The 14011-nt window shown below is 73.7% G+C and carries 13 protein-coding genes; 8 read left to right on the forward strand and 5 right to left on the reverse strand.

The genetic code is table 11. The features are described 5' to 3' along the window. Positions 1–26 precede the first annotated feature (26 nt). Positions 27–2291: an acetate--CoA ligase family protein gene (locus C3486_RS29925; protein ID WP_103835917.1), complete on the reverse strand. Its 2265-nt coding sequence runs from the start codon at positions 2289–2291 to the stop codon at positions 27–29. A gap of 236 nt (positions 2292–2527) precedes the next feature. On the opposite strand from C3486_RS29925, the gene C3486_RS29930 reads away from it, so the two are divergent. From C3486_RS29930 to C3486_RS29940, 3 genes are all read left to right on the forward strand, one after another. Next, positions 2528–2980, forward strand: a complete 453-nt coding sequence (locus C3486_RS29930) for a DoxX family protein (RefSeq protein ID WP_103835918.1) — start codon at positions 2528–2530, stop codon at positions 2978–2980. Beyond that, positions 2977–3408 carry a Zn-ribbon domain-containing OB-fold protein gene (locus C3486_RS29935; protein ID WP_103835920.1) on the forward strand — a complete coding sequence of 144 codons (432 nt, stop codon included), beginning with the start codon at positions 2977–2979 and terminating at the stop codon, positions 3406–3408. Before C3486_RS29930 ends, C3486_RS29935 begins: the two co-directional genes overlap by 4 nt. A 177-nt stretch (positions 3409–3585) precedes the next feature. Further along, the gene (locus C3486_RS29940; protein ID WP_258053071.1) at positions 3586–4074 is read left to right on the forward strand and encodes a GNAT family N-acetyltransferase; all 489 of its coding nucleotides are present in this window, start codon (positions 3586–3588) and stop codon (positions 4072–4074) included. A gap of 89 nt (positions 4075–4163) precedes the next feature. Here the strand turns inward: C3486_RS29940 and C3486_RS29945 are convergent, their stop codons facing one another. Further along, positions 4164–4844, reverse strand: coding sequence for a pyridoxal 5'-phosphate synthase (locus tag C3486_RS29945; protein WP_103835923.1), 681 nt, complete (start codon positions 4842–4844; stop codon positions 4164–4166). A gap of 130 nt (positions 4845–4974) precedes the next feature. On the opposite strand from C3486_RS29945, the gene C3486_RS29950 reads away from it, so the two are divergent. Then, complete coding sequence (locus C3486_RS29950) at positions 4975–5865, forward strand: alpha/beta fold hydrolase (protein WP_103835924.1); 891 nt, start codon at positions 4975–4977, stop codon at positions 5863–5865. A 375-nt stretch (positions 5866–6240) separates the two neighbouring features. Here the strand turns inward: C3486_RS29950 and C3486_RS29955 are convergent, their stop codons facing one another. Both C3486_RS29955 and C3486_RS29960 read right to left on the reverse strand, forming a co-directional pair. Beyond that, positions 6241–7299 (reverse strand): aldo/keto reductase, encoded by a 1059-nt coding sequence (locus C3486_RS29955; protein WP_103835925.1) that lies wholly within the window; start codon positions 7297–7299, stop codon positions 6241–6243. Positions 7300–7408: 109 nt separating this feature from the next. Then, complete coding sequence (locus C3486_RS29960; RefSeq protein WP_103835926.1) at positions 7409–8599, reverse strand: acetyl-CoA acetyltransferase; 1191 nt, start codon at positions 8597–8599, stop codon at positions 7409–7411. Between the two features lie 224 nt (positions 8600–8823). Here C3486_RS29960 and C3486_RS29965 point away from each other — a divergent pair, with 224 nt between their 5' ends. After that, entirely contained in the window at positions 8824–10062 is a 1239-nt protein-coding gene (locus tag C3486_RS29965) for an acyl-CoA dehydrogenase family protein (protein WP_103835927.1), read from the forward strand. A 56-nt stretch (positions 10063–10118) separates the two neighbouring features. After that, positions 10119–10559, forward strand: coding sequence for a nitroreductase family deazaflavin-dependent oxidoreductase (locus C3486_RS29970; RefSeq protein WP_258053072.1), 441 nt, complete (start codon positions 10119–10121; stop codon positions 10557–10559). 263 nt (positions 10560–10822) lie between these two features. On the opposite strand, the gene C3486_RS29975 is transcribed toward C3486_RS29970, so the two are convergent. After that, positions 10823–11470, reverse strand: a complete 648-nt coding sequence (locus tag C3486_RS29975) for a TetR family transcriptional regulator (RefSeq protein ID WP_103835930.1) — start codon at positions 11468–11470, stop codon at positions 10823–10825. Positions 11471–11719: 249 nt separating this feature from the next. Here C3486_RS29975 and C3486_RS29980 point away from each other — a divergent pair, with 249 nt between their 5' ends. Then, a complete protein-coding gene (locus C3486_RS29980; protein WP_103835931.1) occupies positions 11720–12484 on the forward strand; it encodes a VOC family protein in 765 nt (254 codons plus the stop codon). A 727-nt stretch (positions 12485–13211) separates the two neighbouring features. Then, positions 13212–14011, forward strand: an 800-nt coding sequence (locus C3486_RS29985; RefSeq protein ID WP_146075088.1) for a serine/threonine-protein kinase, incomplete at its 3' end; no start/stop codon positions are given.

Genomic DNA, 14011 nt, shown 5'->3' on the forward strand with positions numbered 1-14011 from the left:
ACCGACGTGGGCCGGAAGGCCGGCGTTCAATGGCAGACCGCCAGCGCGTCGAGCGCCACCGCGCCCTGGCCCCTCGGCAGCACGACCAGCGGATTGATGTCCAGCTCCGCCAGGCTGTCGCCCAGTTCCAGCGCCATCCGCTGGACCCGCAGCATGACTTCGACCAGCGCGTCGACGTCGGCCGGGGCCGCCCCCCTGACCCCGTCCAGCAGTGCGCGGCCCCGCAGCCTGTCGAGCGCCGCGCGCGCCTGGTCCTCGCCGAAGGGCGGCACCGCCACTGTCGTGTCCCGCAGGACCTCGACGAGCACGCCGCCCAGCCCGACGGTGACGGTCGGCCCGAAGAGCGGATCGGGCGTCACGCCGACGACCATCTCCACTCCCGGCTCGACCAGTTGGCACACCAGCACCCCGTCCAGCGGCACGTCCTCCAGGCGCGCGATCTCCGTCAGTTCGCGGTATGCGTCCCTGACCTGGCTGGCCGAGGTCAGCCCGAGCCGCACCAGCCCCAGCTCGCTCTTGTGGACCAGCCGCGGGCCGGAGGCCTTCATGACGACGGGGTAGCCGATCTGCGCCGCCGCCCGGACGGCCCCCGCCGCGCTGGTCACCAGCTGCTCGCGGGGCACGCGGATGCCGTAGGCGCGCAGCAGTTGCTTCCCCGCGTGCTCGCTGAGCTGTTCGCCCGGGCGCAGCAGCGCCTGCGCCTTGCGCGCGGACGGCGAGGGCGTGCGCGGCGCGTCCTCGAAGGGCGAGCGGTAGGCGGCGGTGAAGCGGTGGTGGTCCAGGTAGGCGCGGACGGCCGTGATGCAGTTGCCGAAGGTGCGGAAGGTGGCCACCCGCGAGGAGCCGAGCAGGGTCTTCCGGTAGGCGTCCTCGGTGCCGACCGGCGAGCCCCACACCACGCACACCAGCTTGTCCGTCTGCTCCGCCGCGTCCACCAGGTCCTGCGCGAGCTTGTCGCTCATCGGCGGGAAGGGGCCGGTGATCGGGCAGATCAGGACGCCGACGGACGGGTCGGCGAGGATCGCGTCGATGATCTTCCGGCCGCGCCAGTCGCCGACCGGGTGGCCGCCGTTGTCGATGGGATTGGCGACACCGAGGTAGTCCGGTATCCACTGGTGCAGTTCCCGCTGCTTCTCCTCGCCGAGCGTGGGCAGGTGCAGTCCCGCCGCGGTGGCCAGGTCGGCGAAGTGCGCGCCGGTGCCGCCCGATATCGAATAGACGGCGACGCCCTCGGCGGCCGGCGGCCTGGCCCTGGCGAGCAGGGCAGCGGTGTCCTGCAGCTCGTCCAGTCCGGCCACGCGGACCACGCCGAACTGCCGCATCGCCGCGTCCACCACCTCGTCGGCGCCGGTGAGCTTGCCGGTGTGTGAGGCAGCGGTGCGGGCACCGGCCTCGGTGCGGCCCACCTTGACGGCGACGACCGGGACCTTGGCGCGGGCCGCCCGGTCGGCGGCGAGCAGGAAGCTGCGGCCGTCCTTGAGCCCTTCCACGTACGCGGCGATGGCGCCGACCTCGGGACGGGAGGCGAAGTAGGAGAGGAAGTCAGCGGTCTCCAGGTCGGCCTCGTTGCCGGTGGGGGCCCAGTGCGAGAGCCGGATGCCGAGCTCCTGGAGGGCGAAGACGGGGCGGCCCTGGTGGCCGGACTGGGTGATCAGGGCGATCGCGGGGCCGTCCAGGTCCTCGCGGAACGTCTCGAAGGCGTTGAGGTTGGTGTTCGGGCCGAGCAGCCGGATGCCGGAGCGGGCGACGGCCGCGGCCAGCCGCTCCTGCGCGGCCGCGCCCTCGCTGCCGGTCTCCGCGAAGCCGGAGGCGAAGGCGACCGCGAACTTCACTTTGGCCTCGGCCAGTTCCTCGATGACCGGCAGTGGATCGGCGACCAGCAGTACGGCGAGATCGACCTGCTCCGGCAGGTCGGAGACGGAGGTGTGACAGGGCAGGCCGAAGACGGACGAGCGGCCCGGGTTGACCGGGTGCAGCCGGGCGCCGACCCGCTCGGCCCAGTCGATCAGGCGGCGGGTGATGCCGGTGTGCGGCCGCCCCTCGCCGTCCGAGGCGCCGATGACGGCCATGGACCCGGGCCGGAAGAAGCGGTCCAGGTCCGGCACGTCGGCGGACAGTGGACGCCCGCTGACGTCCGGGTCGCCGCCCTGCGTGCCGCCGTCGTGTCCCGCCCCGCGGCCGCCGTCCTGGCCGGCCGTGCTGTGCACGGCACGCGGTGTCGTGGCCCCGCAGGCCACGACCCGGGCGGGCCGCGAGTGAGTGGTGAGGGTGCCATGAGTGGATCCCAGCATCGCTGCTCCGCTCCCGTCTGACCGTCGGCATTTATCTGACGCTCAGTCAGGTTAGCGAACTGACGGCCAGTCAGGAATGCCCCGTACGGACGGTAACCGCGCGCCCGGCAACGGGGTGCCGGCTGCGTCTGGGTTGTCCGCGCCCCTTGCGCAACCGTCGCGCCGTCCGTTGAACTGGCTCTCGAACTGACGAGCCGTCAGAAACAATCGGGGGTGCCGGCGCTGGGGAGGGTGCGATGCAGACGATCTGGCTCGGCGGGCCCGAATGGCTCGCGGTACTCCGTATCGGCCTGGGCCTGTGGTGGCTGGAGAGCTGGCGCCACAAGGACAAGAAGGGCTGGTTCGAACGGGGCACGGGCATCGCGTGGGCCGCCGACGTGGCGTCCGCGCATCGCTGGACCGCCGTGCGCCGCGGCTTCGACCTGGTCGTACGCCCCCGTCCGAAGGCGATGGCGTACGTCGTCGTGTACGCCGAGCTCGCCCTCGGGGCCGGGCTCGTCCTCGGCTTCCTCACGCCGGTCGCGCTGGTCTGCGGGCTGGTGCTCAACCTTCTCTACCTCGTACTGATGATCCACGACTGGGCCGAGCAGGGGCAGAACGCGATGATGGCCCTGATCTCGCTCGTCGCGCTGGGCGCGGCGGCCTGGCAGACCTGGTCGCTCGACGCCGCGATGGGACTCTTCCGATGACCGGTACCGCACCCCGGTACGACCTGCCCGAGACCGATGCCTTCACCCGCCCGTACTGGGACGCGGCGGCGGACGGACGGCTGCTGATCCGGCGCTGCCGGGCCGCCGGCTGCGGCGCTGCGCACCACTGTCCGAGGGAGTTCTGCCCGCGCTGCTGGAGCGAGGACGTGACCTGGGAGGAGGCGAGCGGCCTGGCCACGCTCTACACCTGGTCGGTGGTGCACAGGAACGACCTGCCGCCGTTCGGCGGCCGCGTTCCGTACACGGCCGCCGTCGTGGACCTCGCCGAGGGGCCGCGGATGATGACCGAGGTCGTCGACTGCCCCGAGGAGGAGCTGCGGATCGGCATGGCGCTGCGGGTGCGCTTCCGGCCCGGCGGCGGGGACGCCCCCGCCGTCCCGGTCTTCGGGCCCGCGACCGCACCCTGACGGCTACCGCACCCTGACGGCCTTATGAAGCCCGGCGACGGCCCACGAGCCCGGCGACGGCCTACGAAGCGCCGCGACGGCCGCAGAAAGGCCCCGGGTCCGCGACGGCCCGTGACGGCCCGCGGCGGCGCCGTAAACGGGTGGCGGGGCCGCGGCGCTGGGAGGCACCCTGGGCGGGTGCTGATCAGAGACGCGGTAAGTGAGGACTGGGACGCGATCTGGCCGTTCTTCCACCGGATCGTGACCGCGGGGGAGACGTACACCTACCCGCGCGACCTCGACAGGGAAGCGGGCCGCGCACTGTGGATGCTCGATCCGCCGGGCCACACGGTGGTGGCGGTCGACGAGGACGGCACCGTCCTGGGGTCGGCCAAGATGAACCCCAACCACATGGGCGCCGCCTCCCACATCGCCGGGGCGAGCTTCATGGTCGACCCGGCGCACGGTGGCAAGGGCGTGGGCCGCGCCCTGGGCGAGTACGCGCTGCGCTGGGCGCGCGCCGAGGGGTACCGGGCGATGCAGTTCAACGCCGTCGTGGAGACCAACACGGGCGCGGTGGCCCTGTGGAAGTCGCTCGGCTTCGAGATCATGACGACCCTGCCGGAGGCGTTCCTGCACCCCACGAAGGGGTACGTCGGGCTGCACATCATGTACCAGCGGTTCTGAACGGCCGCCCGGGCCGCTTCCGGGCGCGCTCCCCACGGGCCGGGCCCGCCCGGCCGTACCCCGCCCGGCCCGTGCCCCGCCGCGTGCGGTCACGGCCAGAGCAGCACCCGCTGCCACCCGTCGTCCGCGCGCCGGTAGCTCAGCCGTACGTGCCGGCGGCGGTCGTCGCCCTGGAAGAACTCGACCTCCTCCGGGCGCAGCACGTACGCCGTCCAGCTCGGCACGTCCGCCTCCGGCTCGCGCTGCACCCGCGCCCAGGACCGCTCCGCCGCCTGCTCCAGTTCCGCGTACGAGTCCAGAACCTCGCTCTGCCGCCCCACGAGGGCGGCGGCCAGCGCGCCCCGGGAACGCCGGCGCAGGTCGGCGATGCTCTCCTCGGGGGTGCCCGTGATCACCGGGCCGCGTACCCGGACCTGCCGGCCGACCAGCGGCCAGTAGAAGCACAGCGCGGCGTGCGGGTGGGCGGCCAGCTCCCGGCCCTTGCGGCTGCCGCGGTGCGAGGCGAAGTGCCAGCCGTTCTCGTCGGCGTCGTGCAGCATCACGATCCGCACGGACGGGGCGCCCGCCGCGTCCGCGGTCGCCAGCGCCATCGTGTGCGGCTCCGGCACGCCCGCCGCTGCCGCCTCGCCCAGCCACTGCCGGAACAGCGGCAGCGGCGCCTCGGGGGCCGTCTCCGGGTCGAACGCCGGCAGCTCGCCCGGCCAGACGCGCAGGCTGCGCAGCAGGTCGCGGAAGGCGCGGGCCTCGGGGGTGTCGTCCGTGGTGGTCATGCCGGGCAGCGTACGTCCGTACGGCCGCCCGCGTCGCTCGCCTCCCGGCCGTCAACCGGCCCCCGCGTCGCTCGCCTCCCGGCCGGCAATTCGGTTGCGGCCGCCGGGCCCGGCGGCCGAGGCTGGAGCCATGACTGTGATCGGGACCGGAGCGGCCGTCGCGGTGCCCGCGCCTGCCCGGCTCGGCGCCGTCCGCACGGCCGGCGGACGCCGGCTGGCCTGGGCGGAGTGGGGCCCCGAGGACGGGGTGCCGGTGCTGCTGTGCCCCGGTGCCGGCACGTCCCGGCGGCTCGGTTTCGGCGCCGGGACGGTCGAGGAGCTGGGCGTACGGCTGATCTCCGTGGACCGCCCCGGGCTCGGCGCCTCGGACTCGGTGCCCGGCCGTACGCTGACCGGCTGGGCCGAGGACGTACGGGAGTTCGCCGCGCGGCGCGGCTTGGAGGGGCTGCGGGGCGTGGGCTTCTCGCAGGGCGCGCCGTTCGCGCTGGCCTGCGCGGCGGCGGGGGTGCTGACCCGGGTCGCGCTGGTCTCCGGCACGGACGAGCTGGCCGCGCCCGCGTGCGAGGCACTGCTGCCGGACGAGGTGCGGTACCTCGTCGGCCGGGCCGCCGCCGATCCGGTGGCCGCCGAGCGGTCGTTCGCCGGCTTCGGCAGCCCGGAGGGGCTGTACGAACTCATCGTGATGAGCAGCGGCGAGCGGGATCGCGCGCTGCTGGAGCAGCCCGCGTTCGCCGCCGCCTTCCAGGAGGCGTTGGCGGAGGGCTTCGCGCAGGGCCCGGCGGGGTACGCGCGCGACACGCTGCTGACCATGAGCCGCTGGCCCTTCGACCCGGCGGACGTCCGGACACCGGTCGACCTCTGGTACGGCGCCCTGGACGCCGCGCCCACCCACTCCCCGGACCACGGCGCCCGGCTGGCCGCGCGCCTCCCCACCGCGCGGCGCCGGGTCGTCCCGGAGGCGGGCGGCATGCTGCTGTGGACGCACGCCGCTTCGGTGCTGGGGGCGTTGCTGGACGCGTGAGGCCGGGGCGACCACGGCACCATCGTCCGCGCCGCGCTGGCCCTGCTGCTGTCCGGTGCCGGTACCGCGCTGGCCGCTGCCACGCCGGGCCGATCCCGCTTGGTGTTGCCGCGCCTACCCATTCCGCGGACCACGGCGCCCGGCTGGCCGTGCGCCTGCCCGCCGGGGCGGCGCCGGGTCGTCCCGGACGCGGGCGGCATGCTGCTGTGGACGCACGCCGCTTCGGTGCTGGGGGCGTTGCTGGACGCGTGAGGCCGGGGCGCGGCGGCCGCGTTGCCATCCGCGCCGTGGCCGTGTCCTCCGCCGGGCAGGCGGGGCCGGTGGCCCGTGGGCGGGGCCCGGGACCGCGTCCGTCATCGGTGCGCCGTGCGGGTGTCAGAGGACTTCGTGCACCGTGCGGCGGTAGGTGGAGCGGCGGTCGTCGATGTCGGCCCAGCGGTCGCCGTACACCGTCTGCGTGATGCCCGGCTCGCGCAGGAACTGGTGCGGGAAGCCGAGCGGCACCGCGCTCACCTCGTCCAGCCGGGCCACCGCTTCGGCGTCCAGGTCGACGTCGGTGGCGGCGAGGTTGTCCCGCAGCTGGCTCTCCTTCGTGGCGCCGACGATCGGGATGACGTTGCCGGGCCGCTGCCGGAGCCAGGCCAGCGACACCTGGGCGGGGCTCCAGCCGCCCTGCTCGGCGATCTCCAGCACCGCGGTCACGACGGCGTCCTCGTTGTGGTCGGCGCGGTTGTCCCAGTCGTGGGTGGCCAGCCGGCCGGTCTCGCCGCGGCGGTACTTGCCAGTGAGCTTGCCGGCGGCCAGCGGTGCCCAGGCGAGTACGGCCAGATCGAATGCGCGGGCTTGCGGCAGCAGCTCGCGCTCCGGCGTGCGCTCCAGCAGGTTGTAACGCAGCTGAGAGCCGGCGAAGGCGGTCCAGCCGCGCAGCTCGGCGAGGGTGTTGGCCTGCGCGATCTCCCAGGCGGGCCAGTCGGACACCCCGACGTACAGCACCTTGCCGGCCCGCACGACGTCGTCCAGCGCCCGCATGACCTCCTCGACCGGGGTGAAGTTGTCCCGCGCGTGCACCCAGAGGACGTCGAGGCGGTCGGTGCGCAGCCGCTCCAGGCTGGCCTCGACCGACTGCACGAGGTTCTTGCGGTGGCTGCCGGCCGCGTTCACGTCACCCTTGCGGGTGGCGCAGGTGTACTTGCCGGCCAGGACGAAGCGGTCCCGGCGCCCGGCGAGCAGCTCGCCGAGGATGCGTTCGGCGCTGCCGTCCGTGTAGTTGTTCGCGGTGTCGATGAAGTTGCCGCCCGCTTCGGCGTACGTGTCCAGGATGCGGCGGCTGGTGTCCGGCGTGGCTCCCCAGCCCCAGTCCTCGCCGAAGGTCATGGTGCCGAGGCACAGTTCGCTCACCCGGAGCCCGGTCCTGCCGAACAGTGTGTAACGCATTGCTCCCCCTCGCGTCGGGTCGTGAGCCGCACGCTAGGAGCTGGAGCGCACTTCAACGCAACCGCGCGATTCGGCCGCGCGCCCGCGCGGTCGGCACCCGCACCACCCGTCACTCGGCCCCGAGCACGACCGTCCCCGAGGAGCAGAACCAGCCGCCGGTGCCGGAGGCGACAGCGAGCCGCGGCAGGCGGCCGCAGGCCCGGCGCACCTGACGGTCGGCACCGGCCTCGCCGCGCAGCTGACGCACCGCCTCGACCAGCAGGAACAGCCCGCGCATGCCGGGGTGGCAGGCGGCCAGCCCGCCACCGTCGGTGTTGGTCGGCAGCGCGCCGTCCCGGAGCAGCCGCCCCTTCTCCACGAAGGCGCCGCCCTCGCCCTTGGCGCAGAAGCCGAGGTCCTCCAGCGTCACCAGCGTCATGTAGGTGAAGGCGTCATAGATCTGGGCGAGGTCGATCTCCTCGGGGCGCACGCCCGCCCGTTCGAAGGCCAGCCGCCCCGAGACGGCCGCCGGGGAGACCGTGAAGTCGTCCCACTCCGCCATCGAGCTGTGCGAGACGGCGGTGCCCGAGCCGAGCACCCAGACCGGCGGCCGGGCCAGGTCCGGCACCCGGTCCTCGGCGACCAGCAGGACCGCGCAGCCGCCGTCGGAGCGGATGCAGCAGTGCAGCTTGGTGAAGGGATCGGCGATCATCGGCCCGGACAGCACGTCGTCGACGGTGACCGGGTCCCGGTACATCGCGTCCGGGTTGGCGGCCGCGTTGGCGCGGGTCTGGACGGCGATCTCCGCGAGCTGTTCCAGCGTGGTGCCGTACTGGTGCATGTGGCGACGGGCGGCCATCGCGTACTTGGCTATGAGGGTGTGCCCGTACGGCACTTCGAACTGCAGCGGACCGCGCGCCCCGAAGGAGAGGTCGGCGGTGCGGCGCCGCGCCTTCAGGTCGGCGCGTGCGGTCGACCCGTACACCAGCAGTACCGCGTCGGCGTGCCCGGCGGCGATCGCGTCGGCGGCGTGCGCGGCCATGACCTCCCACGTGGCGCCGCCCACGGAGGTCGAGTCGACCCACGTGGGGCGCAGCCCGAGGTATTCGGCGACCTCGATGGGGGCGAGGGTGCCGAGCCCGGCGGAGGCGAACCCGTCAATGGCCGAGCGGTCCAATCCCGCGTCGGCCAGCGCGCGGCGGGCGGCCTGGGCGTGCAGGGCGTAGGGGGTGGCGTCGTCGACGCGGCCGCAGTCGGCCAGCGCCACTCCGGCGACGGCGACCTTGCGGGCACGTGCGGGAGTCCCGGTGCCTCGAGTCATAAAACTGACGGTACATCAGATAATGGTGGCGGGGCAGATCCGTGCACGGGTGCTGGGAATGCGGGCGAGGCACCGGGCTGCGGACGCGGAGGAAGCACGGGGCTGCGAACGCGGAGGAAGGAACGCGGGCGAGGCGCGGGGCTGGGAATGTGTGCGGCGGCTCCCTACGATGACGGCCCGTCAGTTCCGACGGGTGTCGACGTACGGCCGGGAGGAGCCCGCCGATGGACGCCGCGTTCACCGAGGAGCAGGACGAGTACCGCCGCAGCCTGCGCGCGCTGCTGCGCGCCCAACGGCAACCGGACGGGCCCGGAGCCGCCGCACCCGCCACCCACGGTTCCGGGGCCGTCGCACGCGCCTCCCGGGGCTTCGACGAGGACCTGTGGCGGCTCCTGGCCCGGCGGCACGGGCTGCCGGGCTGCCCGCCACCGGCCGGCCGCGACGGCGCCGCCCGTGACGGCGCCGCCCGCGACCCCGTCACGCCGCTCCTCGCCTGTGAGGAGGCCGGCCGGGTGCTGCTGCCCTCGCCCCTGCTGCCGACCGCCGTGCTGGCCGCGCCGCTGATCCGCGCGCTCGGCAGCGAGGCGCAGCGCACCGAACTGCTGCCGGCCCTCGCGGCCGGCGAGCTGACCGGCGCACTGGCCGTACCGGGCGCCCGGCTCGCCACCGCACTGGCGCTCACCGGACCGCACACGGGGGAGTGGGCCGGCGGCGGCCGTACCGGCGGCATCCAGGCCCGGCCCGAAGGGCACGGCGGCTGGCGCCTCTACGGGGAGGCGGATCAGGTCCTCCATGGGGAGGGCGCCGACGTGCTGGTGGTGGCGGCGCGTGCCGGGGCGTACGCACGCGGCCGCACGCTGCTCTTCCTCGTACGGGCCGGCGCACCGGGCCTGCGCCAGACTCCGTCGGCGGCGCTGGACGAGACCCGGCCGCAGGCGCGGCTCGAACTCCGTGACGTCCCCGCGGCCTTGCTGGGGGAGGACGCGGACGGCACCGCCGTGCCCGCCGCGCTCGCCACGGTGGGGGCGCAGGCGGCAGTGGCACTGGCAGCCGAGGCCGTGGGCGCCGCCGACGCCCTGCTCACCCGCACCGCCGCCGAGTGCTTCGGCCGCTCCGGCGGCGGCTCCCCGGACATACGGCAGCGGCTCGCCGACCTGTACGCGGCGGTTCGGGCCGCGCGTGCGACGGCGTACGGCGCGGCCCGGGCGCCGGGCAACGGAGACGGTGCCCCTGGAGAGGGCGTCCTCGCCCTTGCGCTGGCTCTGGAGGCGCTGCGCACCGTGGCGGGCGAGGCCCTGCAGCTCCACAGCGGCTCCTCCGGGGAGCGCGAGGCGCAGCACTACATGAGGCGTGCGGTCGGCGACGAGCTGCTGTTCGGTCCGGCACACCGGCTGCGCGCGCATGCCGCCGGACTGTCCGGGCTGTTCGCGGAGTGCCGCACGGGAGAGGCGGTGCCGGCCTGATGGGGCGCGCGGAGACGCCAGTACGGGTGCGGGCCGGAGTGCGCCTGGTGCAGAAGATGTCCGCCACTCGGGCGTTCGCGCGGGCCGCACCGTACGTCGTACCGGCCCTGGACCGTGCGGTGCACCGGCTGACCCGGGGAAAGGTGCTGCTCAGCGCGCGGATGCTGCCGGGCGTCGTACTGACCTCCACCGGCGCCCGGAGCGGGCAGCGGCGGCAGACCCCGCTGGCCTGCATGCCGGAGCCGGCCGGCAGCTGGGTGCTGATCGGCAGCAACTTCGGCCGGCCGGGTCATCCGGCCTGGACCGCGAACCTCCTCAAGCACCCGGATGCCGAGATCAGTTGGCGGGGCCGCGAGATCCCCGTACGGGCGGTGCTGCTGACGGGAGCCGAGCGGGCAGCGGCCTGGCGGGCCGTGCTGGACTTCTGGCCGCCGTACGCCGCTTACCAGTCACGGGTGACACGCGAGATCCGGCTGTTCCGGCTCGTGCGGCGCTGATCCGGGGCCAGGCGGCCGTACGCGTCCGGTACCGCGGGAGAGACGCACCGGGCGCCGCGTACGGGAACGGCTGCGCATCCGGTACCGCGCACGTATACGCATCGGGCACCGTCCGGCTCCCGTGGGAGTCCGGGCGGCGCCCGATGCGGTGTGCGGTCATGGCAGGACGAAGGGCGGACCGGCGACGGCGCGACGGCAGCAGGACATGCCGCGGCCTGTCGTCACGTCGTGCCGGGGAGCGGCGGTCGCACGCCGCGCCCCGGCTACTTGGCGGGCTTCTTGCCCGTGACGCCGAGGTGGACCAGCAGCGCGAGGTTCGGCTTGAGCTCGGCCTGCTTGACGCCCCAGCTGGTGAAGCCCTTCTGGTGGCCGGCGACGGCGGCCAGCATGGCCACCAGCGAGCCGGCCATGGCCGCCGGGCTGATCTCCTTGTCCACCTTGTTCTTCGCCTGGAGCTCCTTGATGGAGTCCGTAAGGGAGTTGGTGACGGCGTTCAGGATCTTCATGCGGATCTTGTAGAACCGCTTGTCGCCCTCGGCCGCGCCGAGGTCGACGACGCGCAGGATCGCGTCGTGCTTCCGCCAGAAGGAGAGGAAGCCGTCGACCAGTTCCTCGGCCGTCTGACGGCCGGACTTGCCGGCCCAGGAGCGCCCGGCGACCAGTTCGGTCAGGCTCGCGCCCTCCTTGGCCATCTCCTCGGCGATCTCGAGGACGGCGCCCTCGACGTCGGGAAAGTACTGGTAGAACGTCGCGGGCGAGGTGCCCGCCTTGCGCGCTACGTCGATGACCTTGACGTCCCGGTACGGGGACGAACTGAGCATCTCGCTGAGGCAGTCGAGCAGCTTCTGCCGGGTCGCCTGCCCGCGGCGGCCGGCGACTCTGCCGTCGACGGTTCGAACTTGTCCTGTCATGCCGTCAGCTTACCGAGGGGTGATCGGAGCGCGATTTGGCTGCCTGCAAATGGGGATGGGGTGCGGCCGGCCCCGAATACGCTGCTGCCGCTGCGCTTCGGGGCCGCGAAACCGGCCCGCCGGCTTTGGCCTGAACAAGTGAATCGTCTTATCAACAGCCTGTGGACAACTTCGGTGGACAACCTCCCGGGGGTATCCGGGGGGCCTCATCCGGGGGCGCCCACGGAGATCCCCGGTTAGTTTGTCCGTATGACGGCTTTCGCGGAGGGTGTTCCTTGCTGGGCGGATGCGATGCTGCCCGATCTGGAAGCGGGCAAGCGCTTCTACGGTGAGCTGTTCGGCTGGTCCTTCGTGGACGTCGGCCCCGAGTTCGGCAACTACACCAACGCCCTGCTCGACGGGCGCAAGGCCGCGGGCCTGATGCCCAAGAGGGACGGCAGGATGCCCACCGTATGGGGCGTCTACTTCGCGGCCTCCGATGTCGCCGCCACCGCTGCCCGGGTAGGGGAGGCGGGCGGCCAGGTGATCACGGGGGCCTCGCCGGTCGGTGACCTGGGCGCGATGATGCTGGGCGTCGACCCCGGGGGTGCGGTCTTCGGCGCCTGGCAGGCGGGCCGGCACGAGGGCTTCGAGGTGCAGGGCGAACCCGGCTCCTACGTATGGATGGGCCTCAGCACGCGGGCCCCGGAGGCGGTCGACGCCTTCTACTCGGACGTCTTCGGCTTCGAGGGCGTGCCCGGCGACCCGGGGGCGACACCCTCCTTCCTGCCGTGGCGGGTCGCGGGCCAGGAGCGCGAGATCGGCTGCCGGATCGTGCTGGACTCCCGGGCGCCCGCCGAGCTGCCCGCGCACTTCACCGTCTTCTTCCTGGCCGAGGAGATGGACGCGGCGCTGCGGACGGCGGTCCGGCACGGCGGCAAGGTCCTCAGCGAGCCGCAGGGCACGCCCGGCGGGCCGCTCGCGCTGGTCGTCGACAATCAGGGCGCGGCCTTCGGGCTGATGGCCCCGAAGTAGCCGCGGAGGCCGGGCCCGCGAGGCCGCCGGCCGCCGGGCGTCTTCGCGTGGAAGAATCGTCTCTTTGCTCGTACCGCCAGCCCCACGCGTCCCTTCGGTCTCAGAAGTGTGAATGTTCGCTGCATGGCCGCGGTGCATAACCCAACAGCTCCGTACAAATCTCCCCGCTTTTTGCCAAGTAGGCGTGCCCGTCCGGCAATTAGTTCGTGGTCATGGCCCCCGAAGGGCGTTCGGCACAGCAGAATTGATGGCAGTGGCAGCTCCCGTTGCCGGGCCGCGGGCGGCGCGGCCCGGCAACGGGTCCGCAGGCTCGCCGGCGGCCCGGTGAGCGCGCGGGGCGAAGAGTACGTACGGGGATGTGAATGGCGACGACGGACCGCACGCCGGTGCACGCACCGGGGCCCGGGAAGGTCCGGCCGGGGCGTACGGCCATGACCTCGGCCGCCCGGCGGTCACCGGACATATGTGCGGCCGGCAGAGGAACGGGATACGGCGGGCGCCCGTACGTGGGGTGTAACGGCAGGTAACGACCCCTGTGCGTACCGCTCGGCGGGACACGGGACACGACGGGAAGCCCCCGGGTTCGCAACCGTCGGCTTCGCCAGGAAGAATCAGCATGCGTACGGCCGAATCGGCCAGGCGGTGAGACGCTGCTCGGGGCAGTGGCTCTCGGCGGCTCTTGGCTTTTGAGAGTCTCTTTGACGCCCCACGGGGAGGTGGCAGGCAAGTGGTGGAGCAGCTGACGCAGCACGATCCCCGGCGGATCGGCCCGTTCGAGGTGCTCGGCCGTCTCGGTGCCGGCGGTATGGGGCTGGTCTACCTCGCACGCTCGGCATCCGGCCGGCGCGTGGCGATCAAGACGGTCCGCACCGAGCTCGCCGAGGACCAGCTGTTCCGGGTCCGCTTCACGCGCGAGGTCGAGGCGGCCCGTGCGGTCAGCGGCTTCTACACCGCGGCGGTGGTCGACGCCGATCCGCGTGCGGCGGTGCCCTGGCTGGCGACCGCGTACGTCCCCGCCCCCTCGCTGGAAGAAATAGTCAATGAGTGCGGGCCGCTGCCGGCCCAGGCGGTGCGCTGGCTGGCCGCCGGCGTCGCCGAGGCCCTGCAGTCCATCCACGGCGCCGGCCTGGTCCACCGCGACCTGAAGCCCTCGAACGTGCTCGTCGTGGAGGACGGCCCCCGGGTGATCGACTTCGGTATCGCCAGCGGGGTGTCGAACACCCGGCTGACGATGACGAACGTCGCCGTCGGTACGCCCGCGTACATGTCACCCGAACAGGCGCGCGACTCGCGCAGCGTCACCGGGGCCAGCGACATCTTCTCCCTCGGCTCCACCCTGGTCTTCGCCGCCACCGGGCACGCGCCCTTCCACGGCGCCAACCCGGTCGAGACGGTCTTCATGCTGCTCCGCGAGGGCCCGGACCTGGAGGGGCTGCCCGACGAGCTGCGGCCGCTGATCGAGTCCACGATGCAGATGGCCCCCGAGCACCGCCCCAGCCCCGCCGACCTGCAGTCCCAGCTCGCGCC

This window comes from Streptomyces sp. Ru73 (assembly GCF_002920575.1).
Classification (GTDB): Bacteria; Actinomycetota; Actinomycetes; order Streptomycetales; family Streptomycetaceae; genus Streptomyces.